This window comes from Vibrio sp. CK2-1 (genome assembly GCF_021726515.1).
Lineage (GTDB): Bacteria > Pseudomonadota > Gammaproteobacteria > Enterobacterales > Vibrionaceae > Vibrio.
Genome location: NZ_JAKKCJ010000003.1, coordinates 130,255 through 144,769 on the forward strand (window position 1 = coordinate 130,255; position 14,515 = coordinate 144,769).

16 protein-coding genes are annotated in these 14,515 nt (G+C 41.3%); 6 read left to right on the forward strand and 10 right to left on the reverse strand.

Going from position 1 to position 14,515, the window contains the following annotated elements:
* Positions 1-28 precede the first annotated feature (28 nt).
* Positions 29-1,057: an outer membrane protein assembly factor BamC gene (gene bamC, locus L3V25_RS09280; protein ID WP_237295102.1), complete on the forward strand. Its 1,029-nt coding sequence runs from the start codon at positions 29-31 to the stop codon at positions 1,055-1,057.
* Positions 1,058-1,126: 69 nt separating this feature from the next.
* Here bamC and L3V25_RS09285 read toward each other — a convergent pair whose 3' ends face one another.
* Genes L3V25_RS09285 through L3V25_RS09300 form a run of 4 tightly spaced genes read right to left on the reverse strand, consistent with a single transcriptional unit; the run spans position 1,127 to position 3,630 of the window.
* Positions 1,127-1,363 (reverse strand): DUF2897 domain-containing protein, encoded by a 237-nt coding sequence (locus L3V25_RS09285; RefSeq protein ID WP_237295103.1) that lies wholly within the window; start codon positions 1,361-1,363, stop codon positions 1,127-1,129.
* 23 nt (positions 1,364-1,386) lie between these two features.
* Complete coding sequence (locus L3V25_RS09290) at positions 1,387-2,091, reverse strand: M15 family metallopeptidase (RefSeq protein WP_237295104.1); 705 nt, start codon at positions 2,089-2,091, stop codon at positions 1,387-1,389.
* 41 nt (positions 2,092-2,132) lie between these two features.
* Complete coding sequence (gene dapE / locus L3V25_RS09295; protein WP_237295105.1) at positions 2,133-3,272, reverse strand: succinyl-diaminopimelate desuccinylase; 1,140 nt, start codon at positions 3,270-3,272, stop codon at positions 2,133-2,135.
* A gap of 13 nt (positions 3,273-3,285) precedes the next feature.
* Positions 3,286-3,630, reverse strand: coding sequence for an ArsC family reductase (locus L3V25_RS09300; RefSeq protein ID WP_237295106.1), 345 nt, complete (start codon positions 3,628-3,630; stop codon positions 3,286-3,288).
* Positions 3,631-3,837: 207 nt separating this feature from the next.
* Between L3V25_RS09300 and L3V25_RS09305 the strand changes: the two genes are divergently transcribed.
* Positions 3,838-4,125 carry a helix-turn-helix domain-containing protein gene (locus L3V25_RS09305; RefSeq protein WP_237295107.1) on the forward strand — a complete coding sequence of 96 codons (288 nt, stop codon included), beginning with the start codon at positions 3,838-3,840 and terminating at the stop codon, positions 4,123-4,125.
* A gap of 8 nt (positions 4,126-4,133) precedes the next feature.
* Here the strand turns inward: L3V25_RS09305 and L3V25_RS09310 are convergent, their stop codons facing one another.
* Complete coding sequence (locus L3V25_RS09310; RefSeq protein ID WP_237295108.1) at positions 4,134-4,475, reverse strand: DUF2956 domain-containing protein; 342 nt, start codon at positions 4,473-4,475, stop codon at positions 4,134-4,136.
* Between the two features lie 126 nt (positions 4,476-4,601).
* On the opposite strand from L3V25_RS09310, the gene L3V25_RS09315 reads away from it, so the two are divergent.
* Complete coding sequence (locus tag L3V25_RS09315; RefSeq protein ID WP_237295109.1) at positions 4,602-5,072, forward strand: DUF2919 family protein; 471 nt, start codon at positions 4,602-4,604, stop codon at positions 5,070-5,072.
* A gap of 134 nt (positions 5,073-5,206) precedes the next feature.
* Positions 5,207-6,109, forward strand: a complete 903-nt coding sequence (locus L3V25_RS09320) for a Dyp-type peroxidase (protein ID WP_237295110.1) — start codon at positions 5,207-5,209, stop codon at positions 6,107-6,109.
* Between the two features lie 112 nt (positions 6,110-6,221).
* On the opposite strand, the gene crr is transcribed toward L3V25_RS09320, so the two are convergent.
* From crr to cysZ, 5 genes are all read right to left on the reverse strand, one after another.
* A complete protein-coding gene (gene crr, locus L3V25_RS09325; protein ID WP_027696969.1) occupies positions 6,222-6,731 on the reverse strand; it encodes a PTS glucose transporter subunit IIA in 510 nt (169 codons plus the stop codon).
* 52 nt (positions 6,732-6,783) lie between these two features.
* Positions 6,784-8,508, reverse strand: a complete 1,725-nt coding sequence (gene ptsI, locus L3V25_RS09330) for a phosphoenolpyruvate-protein phosphotransferase PtsI (protein ID WP_237295111.1) — start codon at positions 8,506-8,508, stop codon at positions 6,784-6,786.
* Between the two features lie 59 nt (positions 8,509-8,567).
* Positions 8,568-8,825, reverse strand: coding sequence for an HPr family phosphocarrier protein (locus tag L3V25_RS09335; protein WP_027696971.1), 258 nt, complete (start codon positions 8,823-8,825; stop codon positions 8,568-8,570).
* A gap of 293 nt (positions 8,826-9,118) precedes the next feature.
* Complete coding sequence (cysK, locus tag L3V25_RS09340) at positions 9,119-10,087, reverse strand: cysteine synthase A (protein WP_237295112.1); 969 nt, start codon at positions 10,085-10,087, stop codon at positions 9,119-9,121.
* A 171-nt stretch (positions 10,088-10,258) separates the two neighbouring features.
* Complete coding sequence (gene cysZ, locus L3V25_RS09345; protein ID WP_237295113.1) at positions 10,259-11,023, reverse strand: sulfate transporter CysZ; 765 nt, start codon at positions 11,021-11,023, stop codon at positions 10,259-10,261.
* 335 nt (positions 11,024-11,358) lie between these two features.
* Between cysZ and zipA the strand changes: the two genes are divergently transcribed.
* On the forward strand, positions 11,359-12,285 hold the full coding sequence (zipA, locus tag L3V25_RS09350; RefSeq protein ID WP_237295114.1) for a cell division protein ZipA: 927 nt from the start codon (positions 11,359-11,361) through the stop codon (positions 12,283-12,285).
* Between the two features lie 102 nt (positions 12,286-12,387).
* The gene (ligA, locus tag L3V25_RS09355) at positions 12,388-14,403 is read left to right on the forward strand and encodes an NAD-dependent DNA ligase LigA (RefSeq protein WP_237295115.1); all 2,016 of its coding nucleotides are present in this window, start codon (positions 12,388-12,390) and stop codon (positions 14,401-14,403) included.
* Positions 14,404-14,515: the final 112 nt, after the last annotated feature.

Consider the following 14,515-nt stretch of genomic DNA (forward strand, 5'->3'; position numbering starts at 1 on the left):
TAAGCCTATTTTCAGGAGTTGTATAGAAATGAAATTCTCTCACCAGTTAGTGATTAGTTCACTAGCGGTATTGGTATTGTCAGCGTGTGCTGGGGATCCGGAACAGCGTAGACAAGCGAAAGATGATTTTGAATATTTAGACACGTCTTTGGATCAAGAGTGGGTGACCCTTCCTGATGCTCAGCCTCAGTTTTATCCTCAATACAATATTCCTCAAGGTGAGTACAAAGGAAAACTCGGTCCTGACGTTGATATTCGTGCGCCGCAACAGGTTTTAGAGTTAATTCCTGGTGCTCGTGTTGAAAAGCAAGACAGTGAAGTGACGGTTTGGTTAATTAGCCAAGAAGAGCTCAATAAAGTTTGGGACATGCTTCACCGTATGATAGATGAAAAAGGTATCGAGCTTCGTACTGATACTCCAACGTCATTAGAAACGGATTGGGTCAATTTAAGTGCGGAAGATGAATCGTATCCAATTGCGGGTCGTTATAAAGTCGATCGTTTAGAAACGGCGGGCCGTTATGGTTTCCATGTGACACTCGTTGAGTGGAAAGAAGATAATGACACGATTGAATTAACGCCTGAAATTGAGGATCGTTATTCAAGTGTAATGGTGAATTACATTACCACTCAATATGATAAACAAGTGACGGAAGAAGCGAGAATTCGAGCACTAGAGTTGATTAATAAAGTGCCGGTAACCATGGGGAAAGATAGAAGTGGTTTACCAGTAATTATTGCTCGTGCACCTTACGATTTAGTTTGGAGCAAGCTTGAAACGGTTCTGCCGCAAATCGGCTTTAATATTACCGATAAAAACCGCTCGCAAGGCACCATTGATATGGATTATAAAGATCCAGGTGAAGAAGTATGGCAAAGCCTAGGTGTTAAGCCGTTGACCTTAAGTGATAAGAAATATGGCTTATTAGTTGGTGACTTAGACAACCGTACTTCTATCAATGTGACTGATGCTGATGGTAAACCGATTCCACAAGACGATTTACAAACCTTGATTCCGGTACTTCAAGCGATGTTTGATACTAGTGATAAGTCTTAGTTGTTGGATCTGTGATTCTAAGTAATAAAAAACACCGCCAAATTTGGCGGTGTTTTTTATATTCCAACGTTATGGGTTGGTATCATCTGAATCGGTTTTCTTTTTTTGACCTGTTTTGTCTTGTGCTTCTTGCTGATCTTTTTCTTTATAGATTTCGATGAGCTTCTCTAGGTCAGATTTCGCTTTTGGGTTTTTGCGCACTAAATGTGATTGCCCCAAATATTTCATTGACGCTAAATTACCGATGATAAAAACAATGATGATAATACTAATCACCCAAGGGTTGAGTAGTAAGTCTAAATCCATAAGTCCTACTTAGTTGCGGCTATTTACGCGACAGTAATATTGCTGATGTAACGATTATATAAGCTTTCAGCATGCTGGGATATTGATTCAACCCCCAAAAAGGGATGCTTGTTCCAAATTTGTTGCAGCTTATCTATGGATAGTTGCTCTAGCATCTCACGCCCGGTATCAATATGGCTAATATGCCAAGGCTCTATTGCAACACCACCAAGGTCATGTTGGTAGGGGCGATAGAAACCAAATTTAGGCATAGCCTCCGTTAGCCAGAGATTAAATTCTTCCTGATGACCAGTGTGGTACTCCCAAGGCTCTAATTGTAGTTGAGTGTCTTGAGGTAACAGATTGCGTGCATAAACATCTAACTCGCAACCCCAGTGATGGCGGCTGGCACCAGGTAGAGCTGACCAACGCATAATAGCGTGAATTTTTTCTAGGTCGCTTAACGTTGTACTATCGAGAGGCTGGCTGTCACTATCTAATATTGGTCTTTCACCACTGAATTTTGCATTCCAGATCATGGCTTGTCGGTGATAATCACGAAAGCTGCTGGCGATAGAAAATTCAAACCCATTCACCTGAGCATCGCGAATTAATCCGCTCAGTGGTGTTTTAACATCACGATGGATCAGAAACTCTTTTTGTCCTACGCCCTCTTTATTTTCAACAAGCAGAGTAGTGAGGTGAGTTTGAGATAATCCGGTCAGTTGCTCAAGTGAATATTGGGTCATGTGCTGCTCTTCTTATTAGAAAGTCTCTTGGATATGTAAGACTATTTTCCTGTTAGACAGTTTTCTAACGTCTTTTGATACATATCAGTCAGTTTCTCTAGGTCAGAAATTTTCACGCATTCGTTCACTTTATGAATGGTGGCATTCACTGGCCCAAGCTCGACTACCTGACTACCCATTTGTGCAATGAATCGTCCATCGGAAGTGCCGCCCGTAGTGAGTAACTGTGCTGGTTGATGATTAACCGCTTTTACTGCTTCTACTACCGCATCAATTAATGGACCTTGATCGGTTAAGAATGGATGGCCACTGAGTGTCCATTTTAGATCATAGTCTAAGCCATGAGCATCAAGGGCTGAATGGACGCGACGCTTAATTTCAACATCGGTGAGTTCAGTGCTAAAGCGGAAGTTGAACTGGACATGAAACTCGCCCGGAATAACATTTGAAGCGCCAGTACCGGATGATAAATTCGGAATTTGAAAGCTAGTCGGCGGGAAATATTCATTGCCATTATCCCAAGTGGTCGCGGCTAATTCCGCCAATGCAGGCAGTGCTTGATGAACTGGGTTATTCGCGAGGTGAGGATAGGCAACGTGCCCTTGAGTACCTTTCACGGTTAAGTCACCTGTGATTGAGCCGCGGCGGCCGTTTTTGATGACATCGCCGACTTGATTGGTGCTTGATGGTTCACCCACAATACACATGTCGATAATTTCATCACGTGCCATTAAGGTATCAACCACGCGGGTCGTACCGTTAATGAATGGGCCTTCTTCATCGGAGGTAATTAAAAAAGCAATTGAACCTTGGTGGTCAGGGTGCTCGGCAATAAAACGCTCTACAGCGACGACCATACAAGCGAGTGAGCCTTTCATATCCGCAGCGCCACGAGCATGTAAATAGCCATCAATAATCGTCGGTTCAAACGGTGGGGTATGCCATTGCTCTAATGGGCCGGAAGGAACCACATCGGTGTGTCCTGCAAAAGCAAATAGTGGTGCGCTAGAGCCGCGGCGAGCCCAAAAGTTGGTGGTATCTTCAAATACCATGACTTCAATTTCAAATCCAAGTGCTTTTAAGCGTTCAATCATTAAATCTTGGCAACCGGCATCTTCTGGAGTGACCGATTGGCGCTGTAACAAATCTTGCGCAAGAGCAAGTACGGGACTGTCTGACATCCTTGTGATTTCCTTACTTTAATTGAGCTTCATAATCAGCAGCTTTAAATCCGATAATGGCTGTTGATTCAGTTAATAAGATAGGGCGTTTAATCATTGCTGGGTTTTCGATTAGTAACGAGATGGCACTATCTTGATTTAAGGTGTTTTTTTGTTCGTCGGATAACTGGCGGTAGGTCGTGCCGCGTTTATTGACTACGGTCTCCCAACCAAACTTTTGGAAAAAGAGGGCAATTAATTCAGCATCAATTCCTGATTTACGGTAGTCATGAAAATGATACTCGATGCCTTCGGCTTCTAACCATTTTTTGGCTTTTTTAATCGTGTCACAGTTTGGGATGCCATACATGGTAATCATTTTTTATTATCCTTATTCGCTTAAACTTTATTTAACGAATCGTACACAATTCAGCGTGTTAATGCACTTGTTTCATAGTTGTCAGGGGGCGATGGTTATTTGTATAGCATCTGATTGATCCTACGCAAAATGGCTTTACGCATTTACGGTGATAATAAGCTCAATTGTTTTGATTGATCTAATCGATCTCTGTTTGAGGATATTACTGTGGAGCTTAGCCCGGTATTTGCAAGACGCCTTTATATTGCCTTGCTAATTAAAGATTTAGAACGCCCAAATGTACCTAAATTAATGGAATTAACAGGTTGGCCAAGGAGAACCATTCAAGATGTCTTGAAAGCCTTACCTGCAATTGGCATTCACTTATCTTTTGTACAGGATGGTCGTCGCCATAATGATGGCTATTATACGGTGAATAATTGGGGACCTTTCGATGTGCGCGTTCTAAAACAGTGGCAAGCTGATATCGGCCAATTTCTAGGGTTAGTGAAATAATATTGCTGCTATTGTTGTAACAACAAATAAGTGGCAAACCCAACCCAACTGAGAACCAGTAATACCCATGGTAATATTGGCTGGTTTGACGGTTTGTTGTCGCTCGTCGGTAGCTCTTCACCTGATTCCGTCTGATTTTGATGACTATTTTTCGACTGTTTTTTACGTAATTTGTCCGCTTCTCTTAACTTTTCTTTGTGTTGTTTCTTATACAGCGCGATGCCTTTCTCTATGCCTTGCGCAATCAATTTAGTTTGTTCTTTGGTCTGCCCCGGCTTTTGAGTCGATTTTGCTACCGCTAGTGCTTCTTGCTGAGTTTCTGGTGAAATGTTTTTTTTGCTTGGCTTCATTTTTATCTATTCATTATTTGTTAAAGTAGCAGAAGTTAAATGTAACTACGGATTATGTAAGGTATAAGACTAACAGCCCTCCGCATAAATCAACAGCCTTTAAATATGGTAAGGAAGAAAACACCAGTGCAGTATGCGATCACTTACAGTGTCGATGATTATGATAGAAATGGTTTTCTAAAGCCGAGCCTATGGCTATGGTTAAGTTGGCTATTTCTGGCGAAAGCTTGGATTGTCTTTATCGTGGCCAGTGCAAGTCGGACCATGAGTGCTAAGTTGCTATCAATTGTTTACCCTGTACCTGATAGCTTATATCTGGGGTTAGTGGTGGGTTTGCCGGTCGTGGTTTTGGCATGGGCGATATCACTACGTACGCCAGAACGGATTTGGCTTAATAAGATATTGAGCTTTGGTCGCAGTTACACCCTTGCTGTGGTCTCTGCACAGTTTGTGATCACGCTTTATCATTTATCCATCACTCAATGGCTATTTAACTGGAGTGATGCACTGACCTTATTAGGCCTAGTATGGTTATTGATTTATTTGTCGCATTCTCAGAGAGTGAAAGACACTTTCACAATCCCGAATTTAGCATAATAACGAATTTATAAACTCATTAGGGGAGTGATGGTTTTTTATTTTATTCTCTGTATTTTCCTACGCAATATTTGAACATTTAATCATTCACTTGGGTATAATAACCACAATAAACATAGAATAAGGAAGTATTCATGTCGCTACCACAATCGGCCATTATCCCAGAAGCCAATCCATTTTCTTTGCAGTGTATGCTTAAGATTAATCGCAACCATTCTCATGTTCTTGAGCAACTGAAAGCCTTACCAGATCTAGTATCATCACTCAACGATCAGCAACCGGATGCTAACCTTTATATCTCTTTAGCTTTTACTCACTCTTTCTGGCAAAAAACCAATCAGAGTATGCCTCAAGAGTTAGAACCGTTTGTTGAGCTAGGAAAAGGTGAGACGATTGCCCCTGCCACTGAAGCTGATGTTCTTTTGCATTGCCACTCTAACCGACACGATTTGCATTTTTACCTATTGCGTAAGTTAATGACAGAGATTAGTGATGATGTTGAAATTGTCGATGAAACCTATGGTTACCGCTTCTTAGATAGCCGCGATATGACGGATTTTATTGATGGGACGGAAAACCCAGAAGGGGATGAGCGTCGTCAGGTTGCTGTGATCCCAGAGGGCGAGTTTGCTGGTGGTAGCTATGTGATGCTGCAGCGTTATATTCATAACATACCAGCTTGGAATCGTTTAAATGTATCGGCTCAAGAAAAAGTGATTGGTCGAACTAAACCAGATTCGGTTGAATTAGATGATGTGCCAGCACAATCTCATGTTGGTCGTGTCGATATTAAAGAAGATGGTAAAGGCTTGAAGATGGTTCGCCATAGTTTGCCTTATGGTTCAGTGTCAGGCGAGCATGGTTTACTGTTTATTGCTTACTGTAATCGCCTACATAATTTTAAAGTTATGCTGAACAATATGTTTGGTGAAACCGATGGTAAAACCGATCATCTATTACGTTTTACTCAAGCAGCGACAGGTGCTTACTTCTTCGCACCATCAAAAGAAATGCTGGCGGAGTTGGCCTTAAGCTAATATCAATGATTATCAGCGATTGGAGAGTTTTCAGTCGCTGGTCTATTTCATATATATTCCAGATATAAAAAAACGCTGCCCTTGAGCAGCGTTTTTTATATCACCAAGAAAATTACTTAGTGATACGGATAACTGGTGTTTCACCAACAACAACGTTACCAGAAAGTTTGTTCAACTCTTTGATTTCGTCCATGTTAGAGATAACAACAGGAGTCAACGTAGATTTTGCATTCTCTTGTAGGTATGCAAGATCAAATTCGATGATAGTGTCGCCTGCTTTCACAGTTTGACCTTCTTCAGCGATACGTGTGAAACCTTCACCTTTTAGTTCAACAGTGTCGATACCAAAGTGAACGAATAGTTCGATACCATCGTCAGACTCGATAGAGAAAGCGTGGTTAGTTTCGAAGATTTTACCGATTGTACCGTTTACTGGTGCAACCATTTTGTCGCCATTTGGCTTGATAGCAATACCATCACCAACGATTTTCTCAGCAAAAACCACATCAGGCACATCTTCAATGTTTACGATTTCACCAGAAAGTGGTGCGATAATTTCAATCGCGCCCGCATCAGCTGTGTCGTCAGATACTAGCTTCTTAAGTTTGTCAAACAGACCCATGTCGTGCTCCTAAGCAGTTAACTTTTTAATCTTTAGTTGAAAGATTATATTCTTAATTCGATTTTTCTGCGATAAATTTATCAACGCAAGCTTCGATTTCTGCCGCAGTAGGTAGAGCAAGTGCTTCTTCAGCCATTGCTTTTACTTCTGCGAAGTTTGAGTTACGGATGATTTTCTTAACGCGAGGGATAGAAATACCACTCATGCTGAATTCGTCTAAGCCCATACCTAATAGAAGTAGGGTAGCGCGTTCATCACCTGCTAACTCGCCACACATACCAGTCCATTTGCCTTCTTTGTGTGATGCATCAATTACTTGCTTGATCACAGTCAGTACAGCTGGAGATAGCGGGTTGTATAAGTGAGAAATTAACTCATTACCACGGTCAACTGCAAGAGTATATTGAGTTAAGTCGTTTGTGCCAATACTAAAGAATGAAACTTCTTTTGCAAGGTGGTGAGCAATTGCAGCAGCAGCCGGTGTTTCAACCATTACACCGATTTCGATGTTTTCGTCAAATGCTAGGCCTTCGTTACGAAGTTCTGCTTTATATTCTTCAAGTGCCGCTTTAAGTTCACGGATCTCTTCAACAGAGATAATCATTGGGAACATGATGCGCAGCTTGCCGTGTGCTGATGCACGTAAGATACCACGTAATTGATCTTTTAAGATGTCACGACGGTCTAAGCTGATACGTACTGCACGCCAGCCTAAGAACGGGTTCATTTCTTCTGGTAGATCCATGTACGGAAGATCTTTATCACCACCGATATCCATAGTACGGATAATTACAGCTTGATCGCCCATTGCTTCAGCAACTTCTTTATAAGCTTTGTATTGCTCTTCTTCAGTTGGAAGCGAGTCACGATCCATAAACAGGAATTCGGTACGGTATAGACCTACACCTTCACCACCGTTACGAATAATACCGTCACAGTCTTTCACTGTACCGATGTTACCGCAAACTTCTACATGGTGGTCATCTAGAGTGACAGCTGGTAGATCTTTTAATTTCGCTAACTCTTCTTTTTCTGCGAAGAAGTTATCACGAATTGATTTCGCTTCTTCTAGTTCTGCATCAGAAGGGTTAACGATGATTTTGTTGTTAATCGCATCCAAAACTAGAATATCGCCGTTCGATACTTGTTTTGTAATGTCGTTGGTACCCACAATCGCAGGAAGTTCAAGTGAACGAGCCATGATAGAGGTATGAGATGTACGACCACCGATGTCACAAGCAAAGCCTAAAACGAATTCTAGGTTGATTTGTGCAGTTTCAGATGGTGTTAAGTCGTTAGCAACAAGAATCACTTCTTCGTTGATAGCGCTTAAAGATACGATGTTAATGCCTAGTGCATTTTTAACAAAACGTGTACCGATATCACGGATATCGGTAGCACGTTCTTTAAGGTAGTCATCATCAAGAGACTCAAGTGCTGTTGCTTGTTCTTCAATCACAGTGTGGATTGCAAGGTCAGCAGACATTTTGTCTGATTTGATGAGGGCTAAAATTTCTTCTTCTAGCTCTTCATCTTCAAGCAGCATGATGTGGCCTTCGAAGATAGCTTCTTTCTCTTCACCGAAGGTTTCAAGTGCTTTTTGTTTAATGCCTTCTAATTGCTCAGAAGATTTATTACGAGCATCAAAGAAGCGTTTTACTTCTGCTTCAACTTGATCGTCCGAAATAGGTGTTTTATTTAGGACAATTTCATCTTCTTGAAGAAGTAGTGCTTTACCGAAAGCAATACCAGGAGATGCTAGAATTCCAGAAATCATAGCCTTACCTTAATTTGTTCAAATATAAAAAGTAAAAATACCGTGAATCACAGATGTGATTAGTGTAGTTGGTCCATAAGAGCAACTAGGTGATCAACAGCCGCTTCAGCTTGAGGACCTTCTGCAGAGATAGTTACTACAGTGCCTTTTACTAGGCCAAGAGTTTGTAGTTTGAAAAGGCTCTTAGCACTTGCGCTTTTACCATTAGAAGTCACTGTAATATCAGCATCGAATGCTTTAGCTTCTTTAACGAATTGAGCTGCAGGACGAGTGTGAAGGCCGTTTTCTGCAGTGATTTCTACTTGCTTCTGATACATGTGTGTTACCCCAATTAATTTGCTTTTTGTTGGAAACTGAAAAGTAGTTTAGCTTACCTTCTTATTTAGTGCTTCGCTAGCGAAGAAAAATAAGTAGTCCTAATCGATTGTTTTCAGTCATCACTTATCATTTATTTATTTTCTGTTAACTAATCTTAGTTGGTTAATTAACAGGCTTCTTTATTTTGAAGCTAAAAATAAAACATCCCGATTATCACTAAAGGAGTGGTAGGGATCAACAAAAAAGCCCCATAAAGGAGCTTTTTTCATAGAAAAATTGATTTGAACCAGTTTTATTGCTCGTTCTCTTTGTCGGTAAAGATACCAGCAAACAGAGCTGTACTTAGGTAGCGCTCACCAGAGCTTGGCAGTACAGTTACAATGGTTTTTCCTTCAAATTCAGGTAGTTCAGCGATCTTGTTCGCGGCAACAACCGCTGCGCCAGATGAAATGCCAGCCAGGATTCCTTCTTCTTCCATTAGGCGACGAGCCATCGCAATCGCTTCATCAGAAGTTACTGAGATAACTTTGTCAATTAACTCTAAATCTAGGTTTCCAGGGATAAAACCAGCACCAATACCTTGAATTTTATGCGGAGCAGGTTGAATTTCGTCTCCTGCAAGCGCTTGAGCGATCACTGGCGATTCTGCTGGCTCTACTGCAACAGTGGTAACTGCTTTGCCTTTAGTGTTTTTTAAGTAACGGCTTGTACCGGTTAAAGTACCGCCAGTACCTACGCCAGATACAAACACGTCAATGTTGCCATCGGTCGCATCCCAAATTTCTGGACCAGTAGTTTGCTCATGAATAGCTGGGTTGGCTGGGTTGTTAAATTGTTGAAGTAGTAAGTACTTGCTTGGATCGCTTGCTACGATTTCTTCCGCTTTTGCAATCGCACCTTTCATGCCTTTTGCTGCTTCAGTAAGCTCTAAGTTAGCACCTAGCGCCTTTAATAGCTTACGGCGCTCTAGGCTCATTGATTCAGGCATAGTTAGTGTCAATTTGTAACCACGCGCTGCGGCAACGTATGCAAGTGCAATACCGGTGTTACCACTGGTTGGCTCTACTAGTTCAACGCCAGGCTTCAATAAACCAGCTTTTTCTGCTTCCCACACCATGTTGGCACCAATACGGCATTTTACGCTGAAACTTGGGTTACGAGCTTCAATCTTAGCTAAAACGTTGCCTTTGCTTACGCGATTTAAGCGAACAAGAGGAGTGTTACCAATAGTTTGAGAGTTATCTTCGTAAATCTTTGTCATGTTGATGTTCCTTCATTACACGGTAGGGTGTGAATTAATAAGCACTTTATATATGCATGATTGAAAGCATAAATCTACAACAAATAAGGTGAAAGGAATAAATGGTTATATGATATGGGCAAATGACTGTGTCAAAAATATGAGGGGCAGCTCATAAAGCCGCCCCTTGTGTTATTTATTGAGTGATTTGTATCTATCCACCCACATTGCTGTTGCACCACAGACTGCAATCGGCATAACGAATAGGTTTACAATCGGCACCATGGTGCATAAAGCGACTAATCCACCAAAGCTATAGGCATTCCATTTGTCACCTTTAAGATCATTTTTCATTTTAGGAAAAGTGACTTTGTGGTTATCAAATGGGTAGTCACAATACTGTATTGCCATCATCCAAGCAGAGAAAGCAAACCATAGAATAGGGCCTAGAGTTTGGCCGAGCGCAGGGATAAGCAACAGAATAAAGAGGCCAAGCGCTTTCGGTAGGTAGTACTTAAGTTTTACCCACTCTCGATGCAAGATTCGTGGGGTGTCTTTAATTAATGAGAACAGGTTTTGATCTGTAGGACCTTGACCTGTTAATTGGATTTCTAACTTTTCAGCCAGCAGGCCATTAAAGGGGGCTGCAATCCAGTTTGCAACGGTACTAAAAAAGTAACTGAATGTTGCAATGATGGTAATACCTAATAATGGTAGTAATAAATAAGACAACCAAGACAGCATGTCCGGCAGTGTACCTAACCAATTATCTAACCATTCACTCAAGTTACTATATAGATAGAATAGCGAACCACCGAATAAAATGATGTTGGTCAGTAAGGGTAAAATGACAAAGCGTCGAATGCCCGGCTTGAAACATAATTGAGCACCATAGACAAAATAACCAAATCCAGTTTTTGGCGGTTGGTCTGCTCTCAAGTTAGGGGAAGATGACATGAACACTCCATAAATAAGGGACAAGCGTAGTGTTTATTCTACTGTTATAGATAAATAAGAAAAGCGGGATGGTATAAAGTGGCTTAAAATTGCACTAAATACTGACCTTTTATGGTTAAAACATTGATTGAAGTAGAAAGATGCCGGAATACTGACATTATTTGGTTCAAAAAAGGTATAAATTTTTGGTAAAGTAATCAATAGTTATATACAAACCACTCATTTAGCCATTTCTATGGCATGATAAGAGACAATTAAGCATCCAAGGTGACTTTTTGTAATTCAACAAGTTGAGTGATGGTTTCGGTAATTATATTAATAGTTGAGAGTGATAAATGCAGGAATTGCGACTAGTACTCATTATTGTAGGTGGGCTGGCGATTGCAGGTTTGCTGGTACATGGTATATGGACGAGTAAGAAAGAAGGTAAAGCAAAGTTTGCTGATAAGCCTTTGAATAAAATGGAGCCAAAGGTCAATACTCCGCTTGCTGATGATGCTCAAGAAGGTATCGTTTCTCACGCCACTCCGGTTAAAGAACGTAAAGAACCCGCTTTTCATATTGATGAGCCAGAAGAAGATATCGATCCTTTATTTGGCGAGTCGGATATTTCTTTTGCCGCGACGGATGATGTTGTCACTGACGAACCTGTCAAAATGGAACTTCAGCATCAAACGGCTAAAACACAGGCCTCATTTTCTGAGCCGGAAAAAGCTGCTACCAATGAAAATATTACTGACTCTGAAGTAAAGCAGGAAAAAACCGAATCAACCCCAACATCAGTTGGCTCTCAGCCAAAAGAATCACAAGAGAATAAACAAACTGATAAAAATGACATGGAAGTAATTGTTTTCCATGTGCATGCAGCCGGTACTTCAGAATTTGTTGGTACTCAACTATTTGACAGCATGCAGCAACACGGCTTGCATTATGGCGCAATGGATATTTTCCACTGCCATACTGATACATCAGGAACGGGTAAAGTTTTATTTAGTGTTGCCAATATGATGAACCCAGGTACATTAGCACATGATGATCCGGCAACCTTTACGACTAAAGGTATTTCGTTTTTCATGACTTTGCCTTGTTTCGGCGATGCGGATCAAAACTTTAAATTGATGCTAAGAACGGCTCAGCAAATTGCGGATGATTTAGGTGCCAATGTATTGGATGATAAACGTAACCTAATGACCCCAGATAGACTTTCTGCCTATCGTCAACAAATTCGCGATTATGTTGCTCGCAACACTGAAGCTGAATAAACCGTTGGCAATGCAAGAATACTAGAAACGAAGATTCAGGCTCCTTCATAGGGGCCTTTTTTATGAATACCTCTAATAAATAAGCACGATCAGGTAAAGACCATGAGTAGCGAAATTGAGCGCAAAATAGAGCAATTAAGAGAGACACTTCATCACCATGGTGTCCGTTATTACGTCGAAGATAATCCTGAAATTACCGATGCAGAATATGACCGCTTAATGCGAGAGTTAATCGCATTAGAACAAGAGAACCCAGAGTTTGCTTCTGATTCGTCTCCATCAATGCGAGTGGGCGGAAAACCTCTTGATGGCTTCACTCAAGTAAAGCATGAAATACCTATGCTTTCATTAGACAACGCATTTGAAGAACCCGAGTTAGATAATTTTCATAAAAAGATCGCTACTCGTTTAAAAACCAAGCAATGTGATACGTATTGCTGTGAACCTAAACTGGATGGTCTAGCGGTTAGTTTGCTTTATGAAAACGGTATTTTAGTTCAAGCGGCGACTCGTGGCGATGGTGCGACCGGTGAAAACATTACCGCCAACGTAAAAACCATCAAATCAATTCCGCTCAAACTACAAGGTGACAATTGGCCACAGCGTATTGAAGTGCGCGGTGAAGTTTTTATGCTTCTGGATGGTTTTAATGCCTTTAATGAAAAAGCGCTAAAAAATGCTACTAAGCCGTTTGCTAACCCACGTAATGCGGCTGCCGGTAGTTTGCGCCAACTCGACTCTAAAGTAACCGCTACTCGTCCATTAAGCTTTTATGCCTATAGTGTTGGCGTTGTTGAAGGTGGAACATTACCACAAAGTCATTATCAACGTTTTTTAACCCTCAAATCTTGGGGGCTACCTATGTGTCCTGAAACGAAAGTGGTTGAAGGACTGGAAAATGTGAAGGCTTATTATCAAGATATTTTGCAGCGTCGTAGCGAGCTTGCTTATGAAATTGATGGGGTAGTGATCAAGGTAGATGACATTACCTTACAAGAAGAATTAGGTTTTGTTGCCCGTGCACCTCGCTGGGCGATTGCTTATAAGTTTCCAGCCCAAGAAGAAATGACGCGTTTAAATGATGTGGAGTTTCAGGTTGGGCGTACCGGGGCGGTGACTCCTGTTGCTAAACTAGAGCCAGTTTATGTCGGTGGTGTGACGGTCAGTAATGCCACGCTACACAATGCCGATGAGATAGAGCGTTTGGATGTGCATATTGGTGATACGGTGATTGTTCGCCGAGCTGGTGATGTGATCCCTAAAATTGTTGGTGTAGTGCCTGACAGACGTCCTGAAGATGCTGTTCGTGTTATTTATCCGACTCAATGCCCGGTTTGTCATTCGGATGTTGAGCGAATTGAAGGTGAGGCGGTTACTCGCTGTACTGGTGGTTTGATCTGTCAAGCGCAACGAATAGAGGCATTGAAGCACTTTGTGTCACGTAAAGCGATGGATGTGGACGGACTCGGCGTCAAGGTGATTGAGCAACTCGTCGAAAAAGAAATGGTTCAAACACCTGCGGATTTATTTAAGTTATCTGCAGGCGTGATTACGGTTTTAGACAGACTTGGGCCTAAGTCGGCGCAGAATATTGTCAACTCCTTAGAAGCAGCCAAAGAAACGACACTGCCACGTTTTCTCTACTCATTAGGGATTCGCGAAGTGGGTGAAGCGACAGCACAAAACCTTGCATTACACTTCCACACTTTAGAGAACGTTAGAGTTGCCACCAAAGATAACTTGATTGAAGTGCCTGATGTTGGTCAAGTTGTGGCTGAGCATATCGTGCACTTCTTTTCAGAAGAAAATAATCAAAAAGTGATTGATGATCTTATAAATCAAGGAATTCACTGGCCTGAAGTTGAAGTCAGTTCCGATCCTGATTCATTACCACTTAAAGATAAAACCGTAGTGATAACCGGGTCTTTCAGTCAATTAAATCGTAATGATGCTAAAGCGGCACTGCAGGCATTAGGAGCGAAAGTAGCAGGAAGTGTATCGAAGAAAACGGATATTTTATTTGCTGGTGAGGCGGCAGGATCTAAGCTAACTAAGGCTCAGGAGCTAGGTGTTGAGGTCCAAACGGAAGAACAGCTATTAGCAATACTGAATGATTAATCTTTATTTAAATCGTTAATTAAGTCGCTATTTTTTGTAAAGGCTCCCAGCAGGGGGCCTTTTTTGTATTTACTGATTAATAAATGTTTCCTTATATTTAATTTATTTATCG